Source organism: Hydrogeniiclostridium mannosilyticum (assembly GCF_003268275.1).
Lineage (GTDB): Bacteria > Bacillota > Clostridia > Oscillospirales > Acutalibacteraceae > Hydrogeniiclostridium > Hydrogeniiclostridium mannosilyticum.
Map to the genome: position 1 here is coordinate 705,091 of NZ_QLYR01000001.1, position 24,783 is coordinate 729,873.

Annotated in this window: 22 protein-coding genes; 3 read left to right on the forward strand and 19 right to left on the reverse strand. The window is 53.7% G+C overall.

The genetic code is table 11. The features are described 5' to 3' along the window. Positions 1 to 117: 117 nt before the first annotated feature. From hpf to DPQ25_RS03380, 14 genes are all read right to left on the reverse strand, one after another. Positions 118 to 669: a ribosome hibernation-promoting factor, HPF/YfiA family gene (gene hpf, locus DPQ25_RS03310; protein ID WP_112332027.1), complete on the reverse strand. Its 552-nt coding sequence runs from the start codon at positions 667 to 669 to the stop codon at positions 118 to 120. A 295-nt stretch (positions 670 to 964) separates the two neighbouring features. Next, positions 965 to 1,804, reverse strand: a complete 840-nt coding sequence (locus tag DPQ25_RS03315) for a fumarate hydratase (protein ID WP_112331734.1) — start codon at positions 1,802 to 1,804, stop codon at positions 965 to 967. A 13-nt stretch (positions 1,805 to 1,817) separates the two neighbouring features. Then, the gene (locus DPQ25_RS03320; RefSeq protein ID WP_112331735.1) at positions 1,818 to 2,975 is read right to left on the reverse strand and encodes an amidohydrolase; all 1,158 of its coding nucleotides are present in this window, start codon (positions 2,973 to 2,975) and stop codon (positions 1,818 to 1,820) included. 139 nt (positions 2,976 to 3,114) lie between these two features. Then, on the reverse strand, positions 3,115 to 3,558 hold the full coding sequence (locus DPQ25_RS03325) for a S1 RNA-binding domain-containing protein (RefSeq protein ID WP_112331736.1): 444 nt from the start codon (positions 3,556 to 3,558) through the stop codon (positions 3,115 to 3,117). A 32-nt stretch (positions 3,559 to 3,590) separates the two neighbouring features. Further along, positions 3,591 to 3,854, reverse strand: coding sequence for an FtsB family cell division protein (locus tag DPQ25_RS03330; RefSeq protein ID WP_177576813.1), 264 nt, complete (start codon positions 3,852 to 3,854; stop codon positions 3,591 to 3,593). Between the two features lie 4 nt (positions 3,855 to 3,858). Further along, the gene (yabQ, locus tag DPQ25_RS03335; RefSeq protein ID WP_177576814.1) at positions 3,859 to 4,428 is read right to left on the reverse strand and encodes a spore cortex biosynthesis protein YabQ; all 570 of its coding nucleotides are present in this window, start codon (positions 4,426 to 4,428) and stop codon (positions 3,859 to 3,861) included. A 13-nt stretch (positions 4,429 to 4,441) separates the two neighbouring features. Then, a complete protein-coding gene (yabP, locus tag DPQ25_RS03340; protein WP_112331739.1) occupies positions 4,442 to 4,720 on the reverse strand; it encodes a sporulation protein YabP in 279 nt (92 codons plus the stop codon). 67 nt (positions 4,721 to 4,787) lie between these two features. Then, the gene (locus tag DPQ25_RS03345) at positions 4,788 to 5,039 is read right to left on the reverse strand and encodes an RNA-binding S4 domain-containing protein (RefSeq protein ID WP_112331740.1); all 252 of its coding nucleotides are present in this window, start codon (positions 5,037 to 5,039) and stop codon (positions 4,788 to 4,790) included. Positions 5,040 to 5,168: 129 nt separating this feature from the next. Then, the gene (locus tag DPQ25_RS03350) at positions 5,169 to 5,444 is read right to left on the reverse strand and encodes an HU family DNA-binding protein (protein WP_112331741.1); all 276 of its coding nucleotides are present in this window, start codon (positions 5,442 to 5,444) and stop codon (positions 5,169 to 5,171) included. 66 nt (positions 5,445 to 5,510) lie between these two features. Further along, positions 5,511 to 6,176 carry a MazG family protein gene (locus DPQ25_RS03355; RefSeq protein WP_407928149.1) on the reverse strand — a complete coding sequence of 222 codons (666 nt, stop codon included), beginning with the start codon at positions 6,174 to 6,176 and terminating at the stop codon, positions 5,511 to 5,513. A gap of 169 nt (positions 6,177 to 6,345) precedes the next feature. Continuing rightward, positions 6,346 to 8,088, reverse strand: coding sequence for a putative polysaccharide biosynthesis protein (locus tag DPQ25_RS03360; protein ID WP_112331743.1), 1,743 nt, complete (start codon positions 8,086 to 8,088; stop codon positions 6,346 to 6,348). Between the two features lie 153 nt (positions 8,089 to 8,241). Further along, a complete protein-coding gene (locus tag DPQ25_RS03365) occupies positions 8,242 to 10,026 on the reverse strand; it encodes an ABC transporter ATP-binding protein (RefSeq protein ID WP_112331744.1) in 1,785 nt (594 codons plus the stop codon). Next, complete coding sequence (locus DPQ25_RS03370) at positions 10,016 to 11,764, reverse strand: ABC transporter ATP-binding protein (protein ID WP_112331745.1); 1,749 nt, start codon at positions 11,762 to 11,764, stop codon at positions 10,016 to 10,018. Before DPQ25_RS03370 ends, DPQ25_RS03365 begins: the two co-directional genes overlap by 11 nt. 570 nt (positions 11,765 to 12,334) lie before the next feature. Then, entirely contained in the window at positions 12,335 to 14,920 is a 2,586-nt protein-coding gene (locus DPQ25_RS03380; protein ID WP_177576815.1) for an alpha-L-rhamnosidase, read from the reverse strand. A gap of 333 nt (positions 14,921 to 15,253) precedes the next feature. On the opposite strand from DPQ25_RS03380, the gene DPQ25_RS03385 reads away from it, so the two are divergent. The 3 genes from DPQ25_RS03385 to DPQ25_RS03395 all read left to right on the forward strand — a co-directional run bounded on the left by DPQ25_RS03385 (position 15,254) and on the right by DPQ25_RS03395 (position 18,935). Further along, positions 15,254 to 16,462, forward strand: a complete 1,209-nt coding sequence (locus tag DPQ25_RS03385) for an AraC family transcriptional regulator (RefSeq protein ID WP_112331748.1) — start codon at positions 15,254 to 15,256, stop codon at positions 16,460 to 16,462. A gap of 108 nt (positions 16,463 to 16,570) precedes the next feature. Then, positions 16,571 to 17,209: a corrinoid protein gene (locus tag DPQ25_RS03390; protein ID WP_112331749.1), complete on the forward strand. Its 639-nt coding sequence runs from the start codon at positions 16,571 to 16,573 to the stop codon at positions 17,207 to 17,209. A 142-nt stretch (positions 17,210 to 17,351) separates the two neighbouring features. Continuing rightward, complete coding sequence (locus tag DPQ25_RS03395; RefSeq protein WP_112331750.1) at positions 17,352 to 18,935, forward strand: ASKHA domain-containing protein; 1,584 nt, start codon at positions 17,352 to 17,354, stop codon at positions 18,933 to 18,935. Between the two features lie 155 nt (positions 18,936 to 19,090). On the opposite strand, the gene DPQ25_RS03400 is transcribed toward DPQ25_RS03395, so the two are convergent. The 5 genes from DPQ25_RS03400 to feoB form a co-directional block, all read right to left on the reverse strand. Then, complete coding sequence (locus DPQ25_RS03400) at positions 19,091 to 20,263, reverse strand: MalY/PatB family protein (protein ID WP_112331751.1); 1,173 nt, start codon at positions 20,261 to 20,263, stop codon at positions 19,091 to 19,093. Between the two features lie 23 nt (positions 20,264 to 20,286). Continuing rightward, complete coding sequence (gene cysK / locus DPQ25_RS03405; RefSeq protein ID WP_112331752.1) at positions 20,287 to 21,225, reverse strand: cysteine synthase A; 939 nt, start codon at positions 21,223 to 21,225, stop codon at positions 20,287 to 20,289. A gap of 323 nt (positions 21,226 to 21,548) precedes the next feature. Continuing rightward, the gene (locus DPQ25_RS03410) at positions 21,549 to 21,929 is read right to left on the reverse strand and encodes a helix-turn-helix domain-containing protein (RefSeq protein ID WP_177576816.1); all 381 of its coding nucleotides are present in this window, start codon (positions 21,927 to 21,929) and stop codon (positions 21,549 to 21,551) included. A 51-nt stretch (positions 21,930 to 21,980) separates the two neighbouring features. After that, on the reverse strand, positions 21,981 to 22,151 hold the full coding sequence (locus tag DPQ25_RS03415) for a FeoB-associated Cys-rich membrane protein (RefSeq protein ID WP_112331754.1): 171 nt from the start codon (positions 22,149 to 22,151) through the stop codon (positions 21,981 to 21,983). Positions 22,152 to 22,188: 37 nt separating this feature from the next. Beyond that, complete coding sequence (gene feoB / locus DPQ25_RS03420) at positions 22,189 to 24,663, reverse strand: ferrous iron transport protein B (RefSeq protein WP_112331755.1); 2,475 nt, start codon at positions 24,661 to 24,663, stop codon at positions 22,189 to 22,191. Between the last annotated feature and the right edge of the window lie 120 nt (positions 24,664 to 24,783).

A 24,783-nucleotide genomic window follows, 5' to 3' on the forward strand; every position in this document is an offset into this window, starting at 1 on the left:
CCTTTCAACTCCTTTTTCATAGACAGTTTATTATAAACACAGAAAGGCTGCTTTATCAACAGCCTATTAAAAATTAAGGGGCGCAGCGCGCCCCTTAATTGATATTCTGATTTTGCCTTATTCCTCTGCCTCGCTGGGCTCCAGCAAGCCATATGCGCCGTCCTTGCGGCGATAGACCACGCTGATCTCCCCGGTCTCCTCACTGCGGAACATAAAGAACTGGTGCCCGAGCATATTCATCTGCAAAATGGCCTCCTCCACAGCCATCGGCTTCACATAAAAATGCTTTCTGCGCACGACCTCATAGGCTCCATCCTCCGGCAGCCCGGCTTCTTCCTGCTCCGGGTAATCCACGACATACTGGTCAATGGCTCCGGAATGGACCCGCTTTTCAAGACGCGTTTTATTTTTGCGGATCTGCCTGCCCAGCGCGCTCACAACCCTATCCAGGGCATCGTTCATTTCCGGCTCCGTCGCCTCGGCCCGGCAGATCATACCGGGCTGACGGATGGTAACCTCCACCGTCTGGCGGTTTTTCTCCACCGTAACCACTACATTCGCCTCTGCATCCTCATCAAAAATGCGGTCAAACCGCGAGAGCTTTTTCTGTGCAAGATTTTTAAAATTATCCCGCAAATTAACTTTTCTTCCCGTTGTTGTGATCTTCATACCATTCAGCTCCTTATCCTTTGATGATCGGATACTCACCGGCCCCATACTGCAAAAGACGCCACCAAAGCTTTTTTGCAGCATAGAATCCTAAATTCTCTGTAAGCTCCTAAGAATATTATACTACATAAACAATGACCAAACAACTAAAATCTTTTAAACAAACCATGAACCTGCTTTTGGCGCGCGCTCTTCTCATAGGCTTAGCCTGCCCAGACGGCATGTCCTTATCCGCCAAGGCGGTAAAAGCCGGTACCCTCATCAAAAAGCGCCCGCCAAAGGCGGACGCTGAAGCTCACAGAATATATTGCTGATGGCGGGTTACATGGCAGCCGACGTTGACAGCCACCGGCAGCCCGGCAATATGCGTAGGGAACTCGCAGATGTTCACCTGTAGGGCCGTCACGGTCCCGCCAAAACCTTGAGGCCCAATTCCAAGAGCATTGACTGCCTCAAGCATCCGCCGCTCCAGCCCAGCATAATAAGGATCGGCATTCCGTTCAGACACCGCGCGGCAAAGCGCCTGCTTGGCCAACAGCGCGCATTTTTCAAAATCCCCGCCGATTCCTACGCCCAGCACCATCGGCGGGCAGGCATTCCCCCCCGCCAGCCGGGCGGTCTCCGTCACAAAGCCAATAATGTCCTGCTCTGTGGCGGAGGGTGTAAACATGTTGATACGGCTCATGTTTTCACTGCCAAACCCCTTTGGCGCCACCGTCAGCGAAACCCGGTCGCCGGGTACCAAGCGCACATGCAGAATTGCCGGGGTATTATCTCCCGTATTGCCGCGGCGGATGGGGTCCTTCACCACCGAGCAGCGGAGCAGGCCCTCTGTATACCCGCGTCTTACCCCTTCCTGCACAGCCTCCTCAAAGGAACCGTTGATGTGAACCTCCTGCCCGACCTCTGCAAAAATAACCGCCATGCCCGTATCCTGGCAAACAGGAATATTCATCTCCCGTGCCGCGTCCATGTTCCAGCAAAGATCCTGGAACACCGCACGGCCCAGCTCCGATTGCTCCTGATCCAGGCCCTGCTGAATCCGGCGCTCCAAATCCTGTGGCAAAACCCGGTTTGCCTCCACACACAAGCGGGCGACTACCTCTGTAATTTTCCGCGCCTCAAGCTCTCTCATATTTCAACCTCTCTTATTTGACACGCCTGCCCCTGACGAAAACCATCTCCGGCTTTGCCTCGAAGCACAGCGGGTCCTGATCACGGTAAACGATGAAATCCGCATCTTTTCCGGCCTCCAAAGAACCGACCCTGTCGCTGATTCCGCAGATCTGCGCCGGGCTGCAGGTCACCGCCTTCAAAGCCTCCTCGCGGTCCATCCCCTCCCGGACCACCAGCGCCGCACATACAGGCAGGTATTGGATGGGAATGACCGGGTGATCCGTTATAATCGCAACCGGAATCCCGGCACGCGACAGAATTCCCGTTGATTTGGGCGTGAGGTTCCTCAGCTCCGGCTTAGAACGGTCGCAAAGAGACGGGCCGGATAACACCGAGACGCCCTGCTGGGCCAAATAATCCGCTGTCAGATGCGCCTCGGTTCCGTGCACAACGACAAAGTCCAAGTCAAATTCCCGCCCCAGCCGGAGCGCTGTATAAATATCGTCGCTTCGATGCGCGTGAAAATGCACCTTTAGTTCCCTTTTGAGCACCGGCAGCAGCGCTTCACATTTGATGTCATATTCAGGCGGGTCGCAGTCCTCATCCTCTTCCGCCCGCTTCAGCTCCTGCCAATAACGCCTCGCTTTAAAAAGCTGTTCTCGAATCAGCGCTGCCGTCGCCATTCTTGTATAAGGCGTCTGGCCTTTGTCGTGGTAAACCGTTTTCGGGTTCTCGCCCAATGCCATCTTCATGGCAACCGGCGCTTTGACAATCATATCGTCGATGCAGAAGCCTGCCGTTTTAATCGCTGCCAACTGGCCGCCGATGGGGTTGGCGCTGCCGGGGCCCGTCACCACTGTGGTCACGCCGGCATCGAGCGCCTCGCTGAAGCAGCGGTCCATCGGGTTAATGGCATCAATGGCGCGCAGCTGCGGGGTCAAGGGCTCCGTTTCCTCGTTGCCGTCGTCCCCCTCAAAGGCCAGCCCGTCCTCCCACATGCCAAGATGCGTGTGCGCATCGATTAGGCCGGGGTAAACATGCGCCCCCGCCAGGTCAAAGCTCTCCTCCCCCTCCCGGGGAACCGGCGGCATGGCGCCTACCTCCTCGATCAGCCCGTCCTTCTCCCTGAAATAGCCGTGCTGCAAAACCGTGCCGGCCATTGTATGTATTACACCATTTTTATATAACATCCGGTTTCCTCCTTGGAAATGATGATTGCGCTTCCAACGCCCCGCTATTCAAACCACAAGCCACGCGCCGGATAATCTGAGCGGCATTCGAGCCCGCCTCCGCAACAATAAAAAAGCGGAGCTTCTCACTCCGCTTTTCTTACTTTTGTTGACCCGTGTGCCGGGAAAAACCGCCGCGCTTACTCTCCAGGCCCTTTTTAAGGTCGGAAATTTTCTCGTCGCTGGTCTGCTTAAAACGGGAGAGCATATCCTCAAAGCTGTCGCTCTCGTTTCTTTTGTTGGCCTGCCACTCGTAATTACCGGGCCGGTTTGCCCTGGGAGCCGGCGTACTGTTGACCCTCGGGGCCGGGGGAAGAGCCTTTTTTATGGAAAGGCTGACCTTGCCGTCTTCGCTGACGCTTAGCACCTTAACCTTGACAACCTGCCCCTCCGAAACAAAGTCGCGAATTTCCTTCACAAAAGTGGGCGCTACCTCTGAGATGTGCACCATGCCGGTCTTTCCGCCCGGCAGCTCCACAAACGCGCCGAAATTTGTAATACCCGTAACTTTCCCCTCTACAACTGTTCCTACCTCAAGCTGCATATGTAAGCTTTGTCCTCCTTAAAATTTGCCTCTTAATTTCCTTCATAGGTTATAAACACCCGTTCGCCGGCCTTCGCATAGCCAAGGTTCTCGCGGGCATAGCGCTCCATATAATCGCTGTCCTGTCCGGACTCATCCTCCAGAATTTTCCGGAGCTGGTCGTTTTCCACATCCTGCACGCGGATTTGCTGCTCGATATTATCCAGCTCCTGTGCTTTCCGGCTAATTTGAATTTGCTGGTTGACAAGTGCAATCACAACGGAACCCATCAAGGCAAGCACTGCGATTTTCAGCAAAAAACTAGAGCGTTGCTTTTTCTTTTGCTTGATGAGCCTCACGTTTTTGTTTCACCCTTCCCATCCTTTGTTTACTCCTGGTCTTTTTAGCCGGCTTCTCCATATTGGTTTGATTATACACCATTGTGCGGCGGGGTTTCAAGTTCTTTTTTAGTTTCCGCATAATTTTTTTGAGAATTGCCCCAAACCGGCGCAGGCATCCCAATATTTTCCTTTTAACCCAACACAGCAGCCGTTTGAGCGGGGACCAGATAAAACGGTTAAGTTTATTAAAAAGCCAGCGAAAAAAGCGGGCGGTTACCATTCCCAGCGTGAGGTAATACACGCACCAGCCCATACCCTCACCGGCAAAAACATAGAACCGCAGGTCCCCCTTGCAGGCGGCCAGCGCCGTTAAAAAGGTGACGAACGCACAAACGGCACAATAGACAAGGTCTAAAAAAAACACATGCGCCTTTGGAGGCTGAAAGGCGATGCGGAACAGCCGGATCACATCATAGAGGGCGCCGAGCAGCACCCCGGCCCCCACCGCCAGCAAAAACCCCCTAAGATGCTCTGAAAGCGAAATATCCACCAGCGCCCACCCCTCAGCGGAACAGCCGGCTGAATATTCCCCCGGAGGCCTGGCTTTCGGCATAATTCAGGGAGCTGATATCCCCCGTCACATTAAGCTCCCCGGTTTCTATGTTCAGGCGGCTGATGTTCAGCCCCTTTCCCTTAATGGTCAGCTCACCCAGGTCGGTATATGCAACAATCACCTGCTCGTCAAAGCTGTCCACATTAGAAACTCCCGTGGCCGTGAGGGACTTTCGGTTTTCCAAAATGACGCTGTGCGGCAGTTTGACTGTTTTTTTCTCTTCTGCCATCCTTTTCCCCTCCATATACTATATGAGATTTTTCCTTATGCTCATATGTATTCGCGGAGGGCTGAGATTATACGGCTTCCTCTAAAATGCGGTACATCGCGGCCGCCTCTTCCTTTTTTGCATACTCGCTGACGCTGAGCACCTCCGCCTTGACCGCACGGGCGCCAAGCTGCAGCTCCAGCACATCGCCCACCTTCACATCATAGGAGGCACGGGCAATTTTTCCGTTCACCAAAACGCGCCCTGCATCGCAGGCTTCGTTGGCGACCGTGCGGCGCTTGATGATCCGGGAAATCTTCAAATATTTATCCAAACGCATGGGACTTTCCTCTCCTTCCAAAAAACTGGGGTCCGATGAAAACAAAAAGGCTGCAACCTGCCGCGGCAAAACAGAAAGCGGCACATCGCAACCTTAAAAGCAAGCTGTAATACGAAAAAGAAAATGTTCTTATTCCGCTACGGAATCCTTAAATGCCTTACCTGCTTTAAAAGCCGGTACCTTGGAAGCCGGGATCGTGATCGGGGAATTTGTTCTGGGATCACGGCCCTGTCTTGCACTGCGGCTGCGCACTTCAAACGTACCAAAGCCAACCAGCTGAACCTTCTCGTCGCTGGCGAGGGTCTCAACAATGACATCCAATACGGCGTTAACCGAATTGTCGGCGTCCTTCTTCGAAATTCCTGCTTTTTCAGCTACAGCAGCAATCAATTCTGTCTTGTTCATAAGTTTTTAACCTCCAGTTTTTATAATCAATATTAATCATCGGCCCGTCCTGAGAAGGGCCGAGAATTACAACTGAACCGCCACAGCCTCCCATAAGCGGGCCAGGGCCTCTCTCTGATCCGGCAAAAGCGGCACGCCCTCCTGCTCCGCTAAACGCTCCATTTTGCAAAACGCCGCCAAAAAACGGCCGCAGGCCTTAGCCAACGCCTCTTCGGGTTCTTCCTCCACAAAACGGGACAGGCCGGCCGCAGCAAATAAGAAGTCGCCGTACGCAGCGCCGCAGTCTTCCTCCTGAAGCAAACGGCCGCGCAAGGCCGCCAGAGCACACTCGGTTTGTTCAATGGCCCGCAGCGCCGTTTCCGCACCGGCTCCCGCCTTAAACGCCTTTTTCTGCAGCTTAGCTGCACGCATCAGCGCCGGCAGGCTGGGAGAAACACTCTTCAGTACCTCCGACTGGGTCTCCTGGCCCTTTGATTTTTTCTTCAGGGCATCCCAATTTTCTAAAACATCCTGCGAGTTGTTTACATGCGCCTGCCCGAAAACATGCGGATGTCGGTACACCATCTTCTTGGCTATGCCGTCCACCACATCTGCAAATGAAAAGGAACCCGCCTCCTGTTCCAGCTGCGCGTGGAAAACCACTTGCAGCAGAACATCGCCCAATTCTTCTTCAAGCAAATCCCTGTTTGCAGTATCAATCGCCTCTACAGCTTCGTAGGTTTCCTCTATCAGGCCGTTGCGAAGGCTCTCATGGGTCTGCTCCCTGTCCCAGGGGCACCCGTCCGCGCGCGCAGCTTCTGCATAATCAGCAGCAGATCATTTATATCATACCTGTCTTTTTGCAAAAATCCACGATTATTCCTGCTCCCATTGATCTATTTGATGCGGTGCATGATTCATTTTACCCTATCCAGTGATGATTTTCAAGTGTTTTCGCAATTTTTTGTCCGCCGGGAAGGCCCGTAACATCGGATTTCTTCAAAATTCGGAGCATCAAAACCCCCGCCGCATAGACCAAAAAGAAAATCAAAAAGGCGATTAATGTACCGGCCGTCTCTGAAAAGAAAAACAGGCAGCCCTTTCTGCACCAATATCCGGCCACGCTTGCCAGCACAGCGGCCAAAAAGGGCTTGACAAACAACGGAAACAGCGAAAACGAGATTTTTGTTTCCCTTGCAAGGAAATAGAGCGAGCAGAAGGTCAAAAAGAAATAGCACGCCAGGGTGCCGATGCCCGCGCCCAGCACATTGATTTCCGGAACCCCAACCAGGACATAGTTTAGGACAATTTTCAGCACCAACCCGATCCCCATGAATTTAACCGGGAGGTCCACCCGCCCCACCGCCTGCAAAAGGCTGTTCAACGGCGTGTTATATGCGGCAAAGATGGCGCCCAGGCCCAGCAGCACCAAAATTCTGCCTGTTATAGGGTTATATCCCAGCAGCGCGGCTGTAGGGCCGGCAAATACGGAGAGCGCCAGGCCCGCCGGAATAGTCACCAGAGAGGCTACCCGCAGCACACGCTCCATCCCCGACTTAAGACGCTCTCGGTTGCCGGAGGCCCAGGCTGCCGTGATGTTTGGCAGCGCCGATATGCCGAAGGCCTGTGTAACCGCCGGAATCAACATGAACAGCGTCACGGCATTGGTATAGCAGCCGAAGAGGGCGGTCGGCACCCTCCCCTGTTCCACATCCACGGGGTCCAGGTAGGCCCCGTACTGCTGAACAAGGCCGCCGGGGTTCTGTGCCATCAGGTCATTGAGGCGGTTTTGCAGAAACGTGGTGTCCACTAAGCTGGAGAGGTTTACCGCCAAAGCCCCAACTGCCACCGGTACCGCCGTTTTCAGCAAAAGGCGAACCAGCTCCCGGTTACTGTGCGGCAGAGGGGAACGCTCCAGCATCGCCTGCGTGATGCCGTCCCGTTTTCTCCAGTAATAGAGCACCAGGTAGAGCAGGCTGAACAAGGAGCCAACCGTCACCCCCAGGATGGCGCCCGCGGCGGCATAGGGCAGCGCGGCAGCCTGCGCATAGTCCGCGGATTCCACCGCCGCACCGAACACTGTGCCGGAAAGCAGATATTCCTCCGAAGCCCTTTGAAGCACCCAGGAGGAGCAGCCAAGCCCTAAAAACAGCTTGAACAGCGCCTCCACAACCTGAGAGACCGCCGTCGGCGCCATATTGCGCAGGCCCTCGTAATAGCCGCGGTAAATCGCCGCCAGCGCGCTGAACAGCACCGCCGGCGCCAGCACGTAAACCGCGGGCAGCGCGTTCATGTCGGACCGGTTCGCATATTCCAGATAGGGCCGGGCCCCAAACGCCATGACCAGGCACGACAATGTCCCCAGCGCTAGGAAGATGGGAATGGAGAGGTGGTGAACCCGCCTGGCCTCACGATACTGCCCCCGGGCGCAGGCCTCCGACACCAAACGGGAAATTGCCACCGGAAAGCCTGCCGTCGCCAGGCTGAATATGGGGTTGTAAATTGTGTAGGCCGTACCGAAATACCCCATGCCCACATTACCGATAATTTGGTTCAGCGGTATTTTGAAAAAGGCGCCGATCACCTTGACAACCGCCAGTGAAAGCAGCAGCAGAAAGGCCCCGTGAATAAAGCTTTGCTTTCCGTTTTTCGCAACTTTTTTGATAAGACCACATCCGTTCCGTAAAAGTGAGTCTCCTTTGTCCTATTTATACGAAGCGGAAAAGGACTTTATTCGAGCGGATAAAAAGCCCGCCCTGCCTCCGGCAAAAACGGAAGCAGGGCGGGCAAAAGTCCTCAACAAATAAAACAGCCTGTTTTATGCGTTCTCTTGATTTTCACGGTACTGGGACATGTAAAGCTTGTAATAGTTGCCCTTTTTCGCCATCAATTCCTCATGGGTGCCGCTCTCCATAATGCGCCCATCGTCAATATACATGATGCGGCTGCAGCTCTTGATGGTAGACAGGCGGTGCGCAATGATAAAGCTGGTCCTGCCCTTGAGCAGGATGTTAATTCCCCGCTGTACCAGCTGCTCGGTACTGGTGTCGATGGATGAGGTCGCCTCATCCAGAACGAGGATTTTCGGATCTGAGAGCAGCGTTCTAGCAAAGGCGATCAGCTGCTTCTGGCCCTGCGAAAGGCCGCCGCCGCGCTCCTTCACCTCGGTATTGTAGCCGTCGCGCATCCGGCTGATGAACTCATCCGCCTGCAGCAGCTTTGCAGCGCGCACCACCTCGGCGTCGGTCGCATCCCGTTTGCCGTAGCGGATATTGTCCGCAATGGTGCCGGAAAAGATGAAGCTGTCTTGAAGCATAATCCCCATCTGGCTGCGCAGGGAGTGAATCGTCACATCCATAACGCTGTTGCCGTCAATAAGCACCTTGCCCTCTTCAATATTATAAAAGCGGCTAATCAGGTTTACAATGGTGGTCTTGCCAGCGCCGGTAGGGCCTACAAAGGCGATGCTTTCACCGGGCTTGGCTTCAAAGCAGACATCCTTCAAAATCTTCTGCCCCGGCTCATAGCCGAAATTCACATGGTCAAACTTGACGTTGCCAACAATCGGCGGCAGCTCATAGGCATTCGGCGCATCCTCAATGACGGGCGGCTCGTTCATGGTTTCGCAGACACGCTCAAGGTAAGCGATGGCATTGACAAAGTTATTATAAATGTTGGCCAGGTTGATAATCGGCTGCCACAAGCGTGAAGAATAAGTGCCCATGGTCAGCAGCACGCCGAAGGTTGCCATCGGCTGCAGCCAGAAGGCACCGGCAATATAGACCAGCGAAAAAGCAATTTGGGAAACCGTCTCCGTCGTATACCAGACGGTGTTGGAAACATAGACCGCGCCCATCCAGGAATTATAACGCTCTGTCAGCAGCTTATTTAAAATACCCATATTGGTCTTTTGACGGTCGAACGCCTGGGTAACCCGCTGCCCCTCGATAGACTCCTGCACAAAGGCGTTCACATTGGAATTTTTATTGGAAACCAGCTGCCAGGCCTTGCGCTGGCGCGGCTTGATCAGCAGGATAAAGCCTGCGACAACCGGCAACCCCGCCACGGTAACAGCCGCCAGCAGCACGTTGACCTGGAACATAAAGACAATAATAAAAATGATGTTGATGATTTCAATGATAAAGTTCAGAATACCGTTGCTCAGTGCGTCTGACACATTATTCACATAATGCACAACACGCACCAGAATTTTACCGTGCGGCCGGTTGTCATAATAAGCAAACGGCAGCGCCTGCAAATGGTCAAACAAATCCTTACGAATATCATGAATAATGTTCTGGCCTACTTTGGCGACAATTACCATACGGATCGTATTAAAGCCGATATTGACAATGATGGTCAACGTCAACAGTAGCGCCAGTTGAACCAGATAGGGCACATTTTTCTCCGGAATGGCGACATCCAACGCCCGCTGTACCAGCAACGGCCCCGTCAGGCCGACGACACTGCCCACAGCGCTCAGCAGCAGCGCAAAAATCATGCTCCACTTATACCGCACCACATAGACCATTACTTTTTTCAGGTTGTCAAAATTAAATGGGGATTCCAGCTCCTCGTCCACGTCAAAACGGTTACGCGCCAACGTCATCGCCTCCTTCGTCCACATTGTTCTGCAAGGCCCAAATATGGTAATAGTAGTCATGGTTTTCCAGCAGCTGGGCATGCGGGCCCTGCTCCCGGATTTTGCCCTCGTCCAGAATAATAATCCAATCTGCATCCTGAACAGAAGAAATCCGCTGTGCAATAATTACCTTTGTGCACAGAAAATCCAAGTGGCGCAGCTGGTCCTGAATATACTGCTCCGTCTCCATGTCGACCGCAGAGGTTGTGTCGTCTAAAACCAAGACTGAAGGCTGCATTGCCAGCGCCCTTGCCAGAGAGATTCTCTGCCGCTGCCCGCCGGAAAGGCCCACGCCGCGTTCGCCAATCAGCGTGTCGTAGCCCTCCTCCATCTTTTTGATAAAGCCGTCGGCATCGGCAATCCTGGCAAACTTCTGCACATCCTCAAAGGAAATATTTTCCGCGCCATAGGCGATGTTGCCTTCGACCGTGTCGGAAAACAGGAAAACATCCTGCATGGCGGGGTTTACCGTTCTATGTAGGTCGGACAGATACATATTCTGTATATTTTCACCATCCAGCAATACCTCGCCGCTTGTCGGCTCATAAAAGCGCTCCAGCATATTAACCACGCTGGTTTTTCCGGATCCGGTAGGGCCCATAATACCGAGTGTCTGCCCGGGCTTGATGTGAAAGCTGATGTCATCCAGAATAACATTGCCGTCGATTTGAAATGAAACATTTCTAAACTCTACGTCGCCCTTACAGCGTTCCGGAAGCGCGTGCGCCGCGCTGCGGTCAATAATGCTGGGCTGGGCATAGAAAATTTCCATAACCATTTGGCAGGAGGCGAAAAAGCGCTGAATATCGTTGATGATCATCGCAAGGTTGGTCAGCGGGTTGGAGAGCGCCCAGGTCAGGGAGTTAAACAGCAGCATTTCGCCCGGCGTCAGCTCCCCATTAATCATGAAAATACCGCCTACCAGCAAGGTCGTAATCGTAAGCGACTGTGACAGCAGGCTTATCAACGGGTTAAACTTAACGCTGACATAGGTTGTCTTTAAGTTGATGTCACGGAACTCCTCGTTCCGCTCTTCAAACTTTTCCTTTTCAAACTCCTCGGCCGCAAAAGCCTTGACCACACGATTGCCGGCAATATTCTCCTGCGCCACGGTGTTCAGCAAAGAAAGCTTGTGGCGCACCTGAATAAACATTGGATGGATGATTTTTGAAAACATCCGGGTGATAATCATAATAATAGGCGTAATGATTACCAGGCAGAGCGTCAGCTTAACATTGACGGAAAGCAGAAAAATAAAGGTGACCAGGAAAATTACGACCGAGTCCACCGTCATGTAGGAAATCCACGCCGTGCAGTGGCGCAGTAAATCCAGGTCGTTCGTCATACGGGTCATCAGGTCGCCGGTACGAAAACGGCCCAGAAAATGATAATCCTGTTCCTGAATTACCTTAAACATTTGCCTTCTTACGTCGTCAATCAACGTCTGGCTGTTTTTTTCAAGACAAACGACCATGAGGTAACGCAGCGTCAGCCGAATAATCTGAACAAGGAGCATTGCCCCCAAAATGGGAAGCAGCAGGGTCGTGTCCTGCGGCGTAATGACGTTGTCGATCAGCATTTGTGAAAGCCTCGGGTTGACCACCAGCATAGCCGAAGTAATCGCTGAAAGAACCAATCCCACAACAAACAGCTTGCGTTTGCTGCCCATGTACTTCCAGAGCCATTTCAATTGTAACAAAAAGCATACCCCCTCCACACAAGCTCTTTTTAGGTACCACGAAATGATAAACCTTTTGTTTTCTTTTTTCTACCCCTAATTTGAAATTTTGAATAATTTGTAACAATGCATAAAAACCGCCTAAATTCATTCTACAGCTTGTTTAAATCTCCTTTCTCTTTCTTCTTATTTTCAGCATAAAAGCCCAACGTTCATCATAGACGAACGCTGGGCTTTTGTCCAAAAACGAAAAGTGCGCGCGAAAACAGGGCCCCGGCCCTCGCAGGCCTATCCCACCGAAAAATACCGCAAACGCCGCCCTCACCCTAGAGGCCCCGGGGGCCGTTTTTCTCCGCAGTTCCACATTCACAGCAGAATCACCACTTCCTTTTTATTTGGGTAGTGCCTGCTCAAAATTCTTCAAGGCGCGGCCGGGCCGGCCAAATTTCTTCCTGCTGTTCCAGACAAAGACATAAAATTCAATTCCTATCTGTATATATTCTAATTTTATATACAAACAGGATGTAAAAATAAGCAAATAAACTCGTTATTTCAATTTTTTGCTATATCTCGCCCGAATGTAAAATAAAATTACTCCCTGGTTAAAAACACCTCGCAGCAGCCGGGGCCCATCAATAATGTACGCTCGCCGCCTGCGCAGGCATAGCCGTCTGGCACCCGGACACGCGCCTCGGCATTCCATGGCACCTGCACCGTCATCAAAAGGCGATCCGCCTCCTTTTTCCAGCTGCAGCGAACCGTGCCGCGGGTCGTCTCATAAGCTGCCGTCACCCGGTTTAAGCCTTCAGGCACAGAGGGCCTCAGCTCTATCCCGCCGACAGCCAGGCCGCTTTCATCGCGTATGCCGCCCAGCGCTTTCAGGAACCAGATGGTAAAGGCCCCCAGCATCGGGTGGTCATGCGAGTTCATGTAATTGCCTGTCAGGTTCTCCCAGCGCTCCCAAATGGTGGTCGCGCCGTTTTCAAGCATAAAGCCGAGGCTGGGGTAAGTCGTCTGCCCGGCCAGACGGTAGGCAATATCGTCCAGCCCTTCTCGGTTCAGCAGTTCATAAAGGTACTTGGTCATCTGGTTTCCCGTTGTCGTATGGTACTGGTTTTCATCCACAATATTGAGCAGCAGGTTTCTCAGTACCCGCTCTTTCTGATCTGGCGGCACGATATCAAGGAAAAGCGGGAAAATATTGCAGGCCTGCACGTTGGTGCCATAGCAGCCCTCTTCTCGATTAAGGTAAGCGCGGTTCACCGCCTCCTTCACCTGTTCCTTCTCCGCGGCAAAGCATGCGGCTTCCTCCGGGAGCCCCAGCACGCCGGCCGCTTTCTCCATTATGTAATAATCATAGTATAAATAACCAGTTGTAATAATTGGCGCCGGGATATTGGCAGGCAGGGCATCCACACCCCGCATCAGCAGCGCCTGAGTCATTGGCGGGGCCCATTCCCCGCAGAAACGGTCGATAATCAGTCCCGCGCCGTCGCGCTGCGAGGCCTTGAAGGCCACATATTTTTTCATGGCCTCATAATGGCGGCGCAGCGGCTGCAGGTCGCCATAAAACTGGTAGTAGAACCAGGGGAGCAGCACCAGCACGCTTGAGATATGGGAAGCCGGAAGGTCGCCGAAGAAATACGGGGCCGTATCCGGGATGGCACCGGTGTCCGGGTCCTGGGCATCCGCCAGGTCATTGAGCCATTTTTCATAAAAAAGCGCCATGTCAAAATTATAAAGGCCTTCCTCAAAACGGACCGTCATGTCATTGATCCAGCCCAGGCGCTCGTCACGCTGCGGGCAATCCGTCGGCACACTGTGCAGATTGTTCTGTTCCGTGCGCAGCATCGCATCGTAAATTTTATTGAGCAGTTCATTATCACAGTCAAAGGCGGAGGCCCGCTTTACGGCCGTGTGCACGCAATGCGCCCGCACCTCTTCGATCATCACCCCTGCCGTCATCTCAATCTGAACATAGCGGAAACCATGGTAGGTAAAACGCGGGTGGTAAACAGCCGCCTCCTGTTCCCCCAGAATATAGGTGTCTGTCGCGCGCGCATAGCGCAGATTTTTCTGGTTCACCGTGCCGTCGGCATTCAGTACCTCACCGTAACGCAGCGTTACGCTGCCGCCCGCGCTCCCTTTTACCCGGATCTGTACCCAGCCGGCGATATTTTCACCAAAATCCGCAACCAGCTTGTAGTCCTCATCCTCCGTATAAGCCAGGTAGGCCGGCTTCAGCTCCCGCACCACCTCAATGGACGGCATAAGCTGGCACACGAGCCTTCCTGCAGGGGCGCCGGCCTCCACAGCCGGAGACCATTCCTGCGGCTGGGGCCGGTAGCCCCGGTCGCGCCAGCCTGCCTTTTCCAACCGGGCATCATACAGTTCGCCGTCATAAATACTGTTCTCTCTGACGGCGCCCGCGCTGCAAAGCCATGAACCGTCTGCACCGGTTGAAAAGCAGGTATCATCCAGGGCCACCTTGCATAAAAGCCGCGGCGTCCCCAGCCAGGCCGGGTAACGGTTGACCAGCTTTTTCATTCCTTCATGCCGGTGCCCATACCAGCCCTCGCCCAGCTCCACAGCCAGCACGTTTTCTCCTTTTTCCAACAGCGCGGTAACATCAAAGCAGCGGTAGAGCACCGTTTTCCGGTAATCCGTCCAGCCTGGGTCCAAAACGCTGGACCCAATCTTTTTTCCGTTTAAATAGGCCTCAAAATAGCCGAGCCCGCTGATGTAAATTCTGGCCAGCTTCGGCAAATCCGCCACCGTGAAGGTTTTACGCACCAGGGTTGAAACCCCCTGCTGCGCACAGGGCATCTGAATCCAGCTCCCCTGCCAAGCCGCGGCATCCAGCAGTCCTGTTTCAAAGCAGGACTCGCCCTGCAAACGGGCGCACGGCTCCGGCTCTGACCACCTTCTCAGAGAAACCTGCACCTGCCACCGGTAGCGCTGCCGGCCAGCAAGCGGCAATCCGTCGTATTCCACCGCACAGGAGCGGTTTGAAAAGACCTCGCCGCTGTCCCAGACCTCCTGCTCCCCGCGCCAAACATGGACACGGTAGGAAACCTGAACCGTATTTTCCCATTCCCCGTTCACCCGCCATGCAAAACGCGGCTTCGGGTTCTGCACGCCAAGCGGCTCTTTCAAATATTCACAAGTTAACTGCATGTTCTCTCCAGACCTCAATGCCATTGGTCAAAACAACCCCTTTCTATATGTCCCATTTTACCCATTTCCCACCGGGATTTCAACCCAAAATCACAAGAAATGATATGTTTTTTTATACAGAAAAGAAAAGCGGTTTTCTTATTCCCTGAAGTATTTATTTTCCTGCAGCGCTCCTATTGAAATCCGCCGTTTTAAAGGCTATACTTATTTTTAAGCAACGCCGATGCTAAAATATTCGGTACAGCACGGCATTTCCCGCGGCGCTTAAAACCTTGTGAGCCTGCTGGGCGGACTAATAGACGAAATTATGATAAAAGGTAAAAGGTTGTAGGCATGATAACTGGAGATTTAAGGGAAAAAAGTGAAAAGTACTGCGAATGCTTTGAAAGCCTGTGCGGGGCGGCATGCGCCGTGTTCGACGTGGGGGAAGTAAAAACGCTCTTTCAATGCCCCGGCGGCGCAGGCTTCTGCGACAACTGCTCACACTGCCAGGCCCAGTACAGTTACCTGTACGGCTGCCACGAGGCCTACCGCTGGAACGGCAAATATATCTATTATTGCCCCGCCGGGCTTGTATTTATTGCCTCGCCCCTCTCAGATGCGACCGGAGAGCTCGCCGGGGGCATTGTTGCCGGCCCCATCGTAATGGGGGAACCGCAGGACACCCTCTCAGAGCTGCCGCAGGATTTACACAAAAGCATTCAGGCCCTGCCGGTTTTCTCCACCCGTAAGACCAACCATATCGCGGAGACGCTCTCACTGGTCACCTCCTCCATTAGCGGGCTGCCGCACAGCCGCATGGGGAATTTTGTCTATGAGCAGGAGCAGCTGCTCAAGGATATTTATTCCGTGCGGGAGCGAAGCCTCAGCGAGGCCCGCAACCCATACCCCATTGAGGATGAAAAAAAGCTGCAGGCCATGATTCGCAACCGGGACAAGGCCGGCTCTCAAAAGATGATAAACCAACTGCTGAGCCACATTTTTTTGGCCAGCGACTTTGAGTTGGACGAGATCAAGGCGCGCGTCATTGAGCTTGTGGTGCTGCTCTCGCGTGCGACAATCGATGCTGGCGCCGACATCAATGAAATTTTCCGCTTCAGTAAAAATTACTTCCACGATATTGAACAGTTTCATTCTATTGAGGAGCTCAGCGTCTGGCTCACCGGGATTATGCACCGCTTCATCAACTATTCCTTCGATTTCCGCCAGATTAAGCATGCGGACTCCGTCTATAAGGTGATGGAATATGTGCGGGATAATTTTGACAAAAAGCTGACGCTCGATGAAATTGCCCGCAACGTCTACCTGAGCCGCTCCTATCTAAGCCGGGTTTTCAAGGAGGAAACGGGCCAGAACCTCTCTGCATACATCAATTCCGTGCGCATTGACAAAAGCAAAATCATGCTGATGGACAGCAATGTAAATCTGGCCGACATTGCAAACCTCTGCGGGTTTGAGGACCAGAGCTATTTTATCCGCGTTTTTAAAAAGCTGGTGGGCGTCTCGCCTAAAAAATATCGGGACAGCCGCGGGCACATTTGAAGAAACCGCAATAAAATTTTATAATTGGCAATAAAATTCTATAAAAACGTTTCTCAACACAATAAAATAAGGACATGAAAACAAACACATTGTGAAGGAGAAATTGTTATGGCAATATTGGAAGATATTTGCAGCTTTCTGCAAAAGGGCCGCGCTCCAAAGGTAAAGGAGCTTGTCCAGCAGGCCATTGACGAAGGGCTGCCCGCAAAGGATATCCTTGAGCAGGGCCTGCTCAGCGGTATGACCATCATCGGCGAAAAGTTCAAGAACAACGAGGTTTTCGTGCCAGAGGTTCTGATTGCCGCCCGCGCAATGAACGCCGGCATCACCATTTTGAAGCCTCACCTTGTTTCCGCCGGCGTAGAGTCCAAGGGCACGGCAGTTATTGGCACCGTGCGCGGCGACCTGCATGACATTGGCAAGAACCTGGTAAAAATGATGATGGAAGGCAAGGGCATCACCGTCATTGACCTTGGTGTAGACGTTTCCCCCGAGCAGTTCTATGATGCCGCCGTTGAAAATAAGGCGCAGCTTGTATGCTGCTCTGCACTGCTGACCACCACCATGAACGAGATGAAAAATGTCGTAGAGATCTTCGAGGAAAAGGGCATGCGCGATGCCGTCAAGATCATGATCGGCGGCGCTCCTGTAACCGAGAGCTTCTGCCAGGCGATCAAGGCGGACTGCTATACCCCGGATGCCGCATCCGCCGCGGATGCCGCGTTGGATTTTTGTACTGCTTCCTGAGAATAAGCGAATCGAAGGCTCCCGGAATGATGCCGGGAGCCTTTTTTATTATTCTTTTCAATTCAGGATTGACCCGCAGGAGGGATTCCCTTATAATAACCTCACCGATACCCTCATATTTTAAAAAGCCAGGTGACAACTTATGCCATTCATTAAACTTCAAATGGACCATATGCTCCGGGAAATCCCCTATGAGCCCGATGCCGCCCTTCCGCTTTCGGATCTTCTTGAAAGCGCCGGGGTTTCCATCAATAAACCCTGTGCCGGAACCGGACGCTGCGGAAAGTGCCGGGTTCAGGTAACCGGAGAGCTCTCCGCCCCCACCGGCCAGGAACGGTCCCTGCTGGGCGAAGAAGCGCTGCAAAACGGAATCCGGCTGGCCTGTATGGCTCATGCGTTGGGCGACATCACCGTGGCCCCGCTACAGGAGCAAGGGGCCCTGGCCATTGAATCAGGTGTTATCCTGCCGGAAATCTCGCTTTCCCCCCTAGGCGGAAACAACGGCCGCTATGGCGCCGCCATTGATATTGGTACCACCACCGTCGCCGCCTACCTGTATGACCTGGCGTCCGGCCGGTGCTGGGCCAAAGGCGGGGCGCCCAACCCGCAAGCTGTTTTCGGCGCGGACGTCATCTCCCGCATCGAGCAGTCTCTTGCTGGAAACAGAGGCCCGCTCTCGGAAAAGATTGTGGACTGCATCAACACGCTGCTCAAAAGGCTTGCTCAGGAAACCGGCATTTCTAACCGGGAAATTGACTGTGTTGTCATTACAGGAAACACCACCATGCTGTACCTGCTGACGGCGCAGGACCCCGACTGCCTTTCACATGCTCCCTTTGACGCCGGCTGCCTTTTCGGCGAGAGGCTCTCACCGGCGGAATTGTCCATTGACATCTGCCCGGACGGCCTTCTCTATCTGCCGCGCTGCATCTCCGCGTTTGTCGGCGCAGATATTACCACCGCTATCCTCTCCTGCGGACTATGGCAGGCAGACAGACCCGAGCTGCTGCTGGACATCGGCACCAACGGCGAGATTGCGCTCTGCCATGACGGGCGGCTGCTCTGCTGCTCCACCGCCGCCGGCCCGGCTCTGGAGGGCGCGGGGATCTATATGGGGATGACCGCGCTGCCGGGCGCCATCGACCATGTTTACCTGACCGGCGGTAAAATTACCTATACCACCATCGGCGGTGCGGAGGCAAAGGGCATCTGCGGCTCCGGTATTCTGGATGCTGCCGCTGTCCTGCTCGATGCGGGCATGCTGGATGAAACCGGCGTTATTCTGGAGGAGGACCACGACTTCCTCAACATGATTACGGAGAAGGATGACCAGCCCGCTGTAGCCATTGGCCCCGTTATCCTGACGCAAAAGGATATCCGCGCCATTCAGCTTGCTAAAAGCGCAATCTGTGCCGGAATCCTGACCCTGCTGGACACCGCCGGCATTCAGCCTGACGAGGTTGCCTCCTTTTTTATTGCGGGGGGCTTCGGTAACTATATCTCCATTCCCAGCGCCGTCCGCATCGGCCTCATACCGGGCCCGCTGGCTGAGAAAGCAAAAATTCTCGGCAACGCAGCAGCAGCAGGCGCCATCGCCACCCTGCTTCAGGAATCCAACGCCGGGGCCTCCTATTCCCTGGCGGAGGCGGCCCAAACAGCCGACCTTTCCTCCAGTCCTATCTTTATGGACCATTATATGGACTGCATGATGTTCCCGGAAAGCTGACCCGAAAGCATTGTCTGGGCAGCCTTCAGCTTTTACCGGGCCCCTTTGTTCGTCCCCGGCGAAGGCGGGAGCTCATCCCCTGGAAACAATAACAAAAAAACGGCGCGCGGTTCGTTTCCGGCGCGCCGTTTTTTCAGTGCAAACCAAGCGGCGGCTTACAGGCTTTTTACCGCGTTGTTCAACCGATCCATGGCCTCCTCCAAAACAGAGCGTGGGCAGGCGGCATTCAGCCGCGCGAACCCGCTGCCGCCCTCACCGAATGCGGCGCCCTGGATCAGCCAGATCTTTGCCCTATGCCCCAGAAAATGCTCCAGTTCCTCATCGGACAGCCCTAAAGCCCGGAAATCCAGCCACAGCAAATAGGTGCCTTCGGGCCGCTGGAAGCGAACCTGTGGTATTTGCGTTTTTAAATAGCGCTCAATAAAATCGATATTTCCCGCCAGATAGGCAAGCAGCTCGTCCAGCCATTGCCTGCCGTAACGGTAGGCCGCTTCACAGGCAACCAGTCCCATGGCGTTGACACCGCTAACCGCGACCCTGCCCATCTCTTCCTGGAACCTTTTGCGCACCGTATAATCTGGGATAAAGATGTTGGAGGCCTCCAGGCCCGCAAGGTTAAAGGTCTTGCTTGGCGCTGTACAGATGATGGAGTTAAAGGCGTGCTCCGCCCCCAGGCTTGCGAACACGGTGTGCCGGTGGCCCGGATAGGTAAAGTCGCAATGGATCTCATCACTGACTACCAGCACATTATGCTTCAGGCAAATCTCTCCCATTTTACGGAGCTCCTCTTCCGTCCATACCCGGCCAACCGGGTTGTGGGGACTGCAAAGCAGGAACAGCTTGACCTCATGCTCAATAATTTTTTTCTCAAAATCCGCATAATCCACCGTGTAGATTCCATCTGTGCATTGAAGCGGGTTCACCACCAGTTCCCGCTTATTGGACTTTACCACCCCCGCATAGGGGTCGTAAACCGGCTGCTGGATCAAAACTGCGTCGCCTTCCCGTGTGAGCGCCCGCACCGCTGTTGCCAGCGCAAAGACCACGCCCGGCGTCTTTACCATCCAATCCCGCCGGGTCTCCCAGCCAAAATAATCGTGAAACCAGCCGGCGACTGCCTCGTAGTAGCTTTCACCGCTCTCAGAATAGCCGAAAATACCATGCCGGCTGCTTTTTTCCAGCGCCTGCGAAACCTCCTTTGGGATACGGAAATCCATATCCGCTACCCAAAGCGGAATCACGTCCTCCGGCAGTCCCCTGGCCCGGATTAAATCGTATTTTACCGCATTGGTATGCCGGCGGTCTATCACTTCGTCAAACTGATACATTCTTTTAGGCTCCTCTCAAATCTCTAATCCGCATCCTGAAACAGCGGGGTGGAAAGGTAGCGCTCCCCAGAGTCGGGCAGAAGCACCACGATATTTTTGCCGCGGTAGGCCTCTCTTTCAGCCAGCCTCGCGGCGGCAGCAAGCGCGGCGCCCGATGAAATGCCGACAAGCAGCCCTTCCGTTCCGGCGACCAGGCGGCTTGCTTCGTAGGCCTCTTTCTCCTGCACCGCGGCAATCTCGTCATAAATACCCGTATTCAGGATTTTCGGCACAAAGCCCGCGCCAATGCCCTGAAGGCCATGCGGCCCAGCCTGGTCCTTGGAAAGAACCGGTGATTTTGCAGGCTCTACCGCCACCACCCGAATAGCCGGGTTCTTACCTTTCAGGTATTCCCCGGCGCCGGTCAGCGTACCGCCCGTTCCCACACCTGCCACAAAAACATCCACGGTTCCATCGGTGTCCCGCCATATTTCAGGCCCTGTTGACGTGCGGTGCGCCTCCGGGTTGACAGGGTTGACAAATTGGCCCGGGATAAAGCTTGTTTCCGGCATGGCGGCCGCCAGCTCCTGCGCCTTGTCAATTGCGCCCTGCATTCCCTTGGCGCCTTCCGTCAGCACCAGCTCCGCGCCATAGGCCTTCAGCAGATTTCTCCTTTCAACGCTCATAGTCTCCGGCATTGTCAAAATGACCCGGTAGCCGTGGGAGGCCGCCACACTGGCCAGTCCAATGCCTGTATTGCCGCTTGTCGGCTCAATGATTACATTTCCGGGCTTCAGCAGCCCCCTCTGTTCTGCATCCTCAACCATCGCCTTGGCTACGCGGTCCTTTACACTGCCTGCCGGGTTCAAATATTCCAGCTTTCCGATCAGCCGGGCCGGGATATTCCGGGCCTGCGCATAACGCGCCAGCTCAAGCAGCGGCGTGTTGCCCACTAGGTCTGTCAGTCTGTTATAAATCTTCATTGCCTTTCCTCTTCTCCATTATGGTCGGGCCTGTTTTACCCTAATTGCCTCTTTCCGCGGAAAAACGGCAAAAAAGCCCGCGCCGCCTAATTGGCCAAACGGCAACCGGCATAGCGCCGGGCCAGGATGAGCGGGCTTTTTAAATTAAGTATACCCTGCGAAAATAAAAAGTCAATTGCTAAAATCAGTCACGGGGAAAATTTTCCATGAAACCCCAACGGCACACACAGCCGTCAGGTGAAGCCCCCGGAGTAAAACGGTTTACGCCCAAGAACACGATGCAACAAAACCGGCTCCGCCTGAAAACGGAACCGGTTTTGTTATTAAGTGATCATACTCAAAGGGCCTTCCAATTTGCTGCAAAGCGCCCGAAGCTTTTCCAGCGGATAAGCGCCCAGCAGGGCTAACGCACCCTCCTGCGCATCGGTAGAGGAAAGCTGCAGCTCACTCTGTAAAAAAGAATGGAGCAATATGCAGCCATGCTCGTACGCCTCAGCCACCTCCAGGCCGCGGGCCGTCATCTGCAGCACGGAAAAACGCCCTTCCTCAAGCAGCTCCAGACGTACCAGCTGCACCGCCATGCGGTGAACGCTCGGCTTTGCCACACCGAGTTTACCGGCCACATCCAGCAGGCGAACCCGCCCGTTTTTCTGCAATTGATAAATCATAATCAAATAACGCAGCTGTGCAGTTGTCAAATTCATACATGGCAACCCCATGCGGCTTGGAAATCATACATTCCCGTTCTCCTAACTTTAATGCTTATGGCACATGGATGAGCTGGGGCAGTCCTTACAGCCGCAGCCGCAGGAGGAGCGGCCCTTTTTCCGGTCCTTCACCATCTTGCGTATAATCAGAACAACCACAAGCAAAAGCAGCAGGCTGATTATGATTGTCGCCAGGTTATTCACGAAAAATTCCCACATTTAAATTGCTCCCTTCCCGTTCGGCCGCCGCTGTTTCTTACTTCGACACCCGAACCTTTACTTTCAGGGTATTGCTCTCTTTATAAGGCCGTACCAACAGGAAAATAATGACGGCCAGAACCAAAATTGCAATGGCGGTAAACACACCGAAACCGCCGCCGGTGAACAAGGTGCCGAGCTGGAAAATGCACAGGGAAGTCGCATAGGCGAAAACACATTGGTAGCCAATTGCGAACCAAGTCCATTTTGCACTGTTCATCTCTCTCTTAATGGCGCCGATAGCCGCAAAGCAAGGTGCGCACAGAAGGTTGAAGACCAGGAACGAATATGCGGACAGCGCCGTAAAGGAGGCCTGCATATTGGTCCAGATCTGCCAGCCGTTCTCAGCAACCTCATCAAAGCCGCCATAGAGTACGCCAAAGGTGCCAACGACGTTTTCCTTCGCAATCAGGCCGGTAATTGCCGCAACCGCAGCCTCCCAGTGGCCCCAGCCCAGCGGAGCGAAGATCCAGGCAATGGCATTGCCGATGACCGCCAGAATACTGCCGCTGATTTCAACCTTGCCGAAGCCTCCGTCTGTAAATCCGTAGTTTGAAGTGAACCACACTAGGATTGTTGCAAGCAGAATAATGGTACCGGCCTTTTTAATAAAGGACCAGCCGCGCTCCCACATGCTGCGCAACACGTTGCCGACCGTCGGCAGGTGGTACGCAGGCAGCTCCATGACAAACGGAGCGGGATCCCCGGCGAACATCTTTGTTTTCTTCAGGATGATGCCGGAAACAACAATAGCAGCCACACCTACAAAATAGGCGCTCGGGCTGACCCACCAGGCGCCATTGAACAGTGCGCCGGCAATCAGGGCAATAATTGGCAGCTTCGCGCCGCACGGAATAAAGGTAGTCGTCATAATCGTCATTTTGCGGTCGCGGTCATTTTCAATGGTACGCGAGGCCATGATGCCGGGAACGCCGCAACCGGTGCCGATCAACATCGGGATAAAGGATTTACCGGAAAGGCCGAATTTACGGAAAATCCGGTCCATGATAAACGCAATACGCGCCATATAACCGCAGCCCTCCAAGAAGGCCAAGAACAAGAACAGCACCAGCATCTGCGGCACAAAGCCGAGAACCGCGCCTACACCGGCGATAATACCGTTCAAAATCAGGTCCTGCAGCCAATCCGCGCAGTTAATCGCCGTCAGGCCATTTTCAACCAGCACCGGAATACCCGTAATCCAGGGTCCATAGGCGGCGGGATCCGGCTCCTCTGCGGCAACAGCCGTCTTGAAGTCCTCCAACGAAACAGGCACCGTCTCCTCTACCTCACCGTTATCATCGAGAAATTCCGCCGTGCCCGTGACATTTTTTGCGGCGGCGGCATCCTCAAACGCGCTGATAACAGACGCATCCGGTGTTTCAGACTCCAGCGTCTCATTCAGCGCCGCCACATCGACACCGGCGGTTTCGGCAGCCTCGATAAAGGCATCCCGCTTCGTCACCTCCGCGTCGTACTCTCCGGTCGCCTCCTCATAGGAAGAAGCGCCGATGCCGAACAGATGCCAGCCGTCTCCAAATACCCCGTCGTTGGCCCAATCTGTTGCAATGGTGCCCACTGTGGTTACAGAGACATAATAAACAATAACCATGACAATCGCAAAAATCGGCAGCGCCAGCCAGCGGTTGGTGACAACCCGGTCAATTTTATCAGAGGTAGTCAGCTTAGACTTTGTATTTTTCTTTGTATAACATTTTTTGATAATGGACGAAATATATGTATAGCGCTCGTTTGTAATGATGCTTTCCGCGTCGTCGTCCAATTGGTTTTCAACTGTTTTAACAAGGCCCTCAACATCTGGTACTTTTTCAAGCAGGGCCTTGATTTTGTCGTCGCGCTCGAAGAGCTTAATGGCATAAAAGCGCTTCTGCTCCGCCGGAACCCCTGCCAGCATCCCTTCAATCGCCGTCAGCGTGTCCTCTATACGGCTGCTGAATTTATGCACCTGGGGCTGGGGAATGTGGTTCTCGGCAACCGCAACCGCAAGGTCAGCCGCTTCCTTGATGCCGGCGCCCTTCAGCGCGGAGATTTCCACGACCTCGCAGCCCATCACCTTTTTCAGCTGCTGAACGTTAATCTGATCCCCATTTTTCTTGACGACGTCCGTCATGTTAATAGCCATGACAACCGGGACGCCCAGCTCCAGAAGCTGCGTGCTCAAATAGAGGTTACGTTCCAGGTTGGTACCGTCAACGATATTAAGAATTACGTCGGGCCTGTCCTGAAGCAGGTAATTTCTGGCGACCACTTCCTCCAGGGTGTAGGGGGACAGCGAGTAGATGCCCGGAAGGTCCGTAATAATCACATCTTTATGGTTCTTTAGTTTGCCTTCTTTTTTCTCCACGGTAACGCCGGGCCAGTTTCCCACAAATTGGTTCGCTCCCGTCAAAGCGTTGAACAGCGTCGTTTTACCGCTGTTCGGATTGCCCGCCAAGGCAATTTTAATCGACATATCATTTCCTCCTTGCGTAAATCAGCTTGCATTAAAGCAATTAGCTTCAGCTAACCTTTTGGTAATAAAAAAATTTTAGGACGATTGAGCTGCACCGTCAATGCTCCGTGCCGCGCAGCT

Excerpts from the sequence above, each read along its gene's own strand:
- cysK (WP_112331752.1), bottom strand. The coding sequence starts at position 21,225 with ATGAAGATTTATAACAGACTGACAGACCTAGTGGGCAACACGCCGCTG.
- DPQ25_RS03400 (WP_112331751.1), bottom strand. The coding sequence starts at position 20,263 with ATGTATCAGTTTGACGAAGTGATAGACCGCCGGCATACCAATGCGGTA.
- DPQ25_RS03315 (WP_112331734.1), bottom strand. The coding sequence starts at position 1,804 with ATGAGAGAGCTTGAGGCGCGGAAAATTACAGAGGTAGTCGCCCGCTTG.
- DPQ25_RS03380 (WP_177576815.1), bottom strand. The coding sequence starts at position 14,920 with ATGCAGTTAACTTGTGAATATTTGAAAGAGCCGCTTGGCGTGCAGAAC.
- DPQ25_RS03320 (WP_112331735.1), bottom strand. The coding sequence starts at position 2,975 with ATGTTATATAAAAATGGTGTAATACATACAATGGCCGGCACGGTTTTG.
- DPQ25_RS03415 (WP_112331754.1), bottom strand. The coding sequence starts at position 22,151 with ATGTGGGAATTTTTCGTGAATAACCTGGCGACAATCATAATCAGCCTG.
- DPQ25_RS03345 (WP_112331740.1), bottom strand. The coding sequence starts at position 5,039 with ATGCGTTTGGATAAATATTTGAAGATTTCCCGGATCATCAAGCGCCGC.
- feoB (WP_112331755.1), bottom strand. The coding sequence starts at position 24,663 with ATGTCGATTAAAATTGCCTTGGCGGGCAATCCGAACAGCGGTAAAACG.
- DPQ25_RS03395 (WP_112331750.1), top strand. The coding sequence starts at position 17,352 with ATGCCATTCATTAAACTTCAAATGGACCATATGCTCCGGGAAATCCCC.
- DPQ25_RS03410 (WP_177576816.1), bottom strand. The coding sequence starts at position 21,929 with ATGAATTTGACAACTGCACAGCTGCGTTATTTGATTATGATTTATCAA.
- yabP (WP_112331739.1), bottom strand. The coding sequence starts at position 4,720 with ATGGCAGAAGAGAAAAAAACAGTCAAACTGCCGCACAGCGTCATTTTG.
- DPQ25_RS03385 (WP_112331748.1), top strand. The coding sequence starts at position 15,254 with ATGATAACTGGAGATTTAAGGGAAAAAAGTGAAAAGTACTGCGAATGC.
- DPQ25_RS03325 (WP_112331736.1), bottom strand. The coding sequence starts at position 3,558 with ATGCAGCTTGAGGTAGGAACAGTTGTAGAGGGGAAAGTTACGGGTATT.
- DPQ25_RS03350 (WP_112331741.1), bottom strand. The coding sequence starts at position 5,444 with ATGAACAAGACAGAATTGATTGCTGCTGTAGCTGAAAAAGCAGGAATT.
- hpf (WP_112332027.1), bottom strand. The coding sequence starts at position 669 with ATGAAGATCACAACAACGGGAAGAAAAGTTAATTTGCGGGATAATTTT.
- DPQ25_RS03390 (WP_112331749.1), top strand. The coding sequence starts at position 16,571 with ATGGCAATATTGGAAGATATTTGCAGCTTTCTGCAAAAGGGCCGCGCT.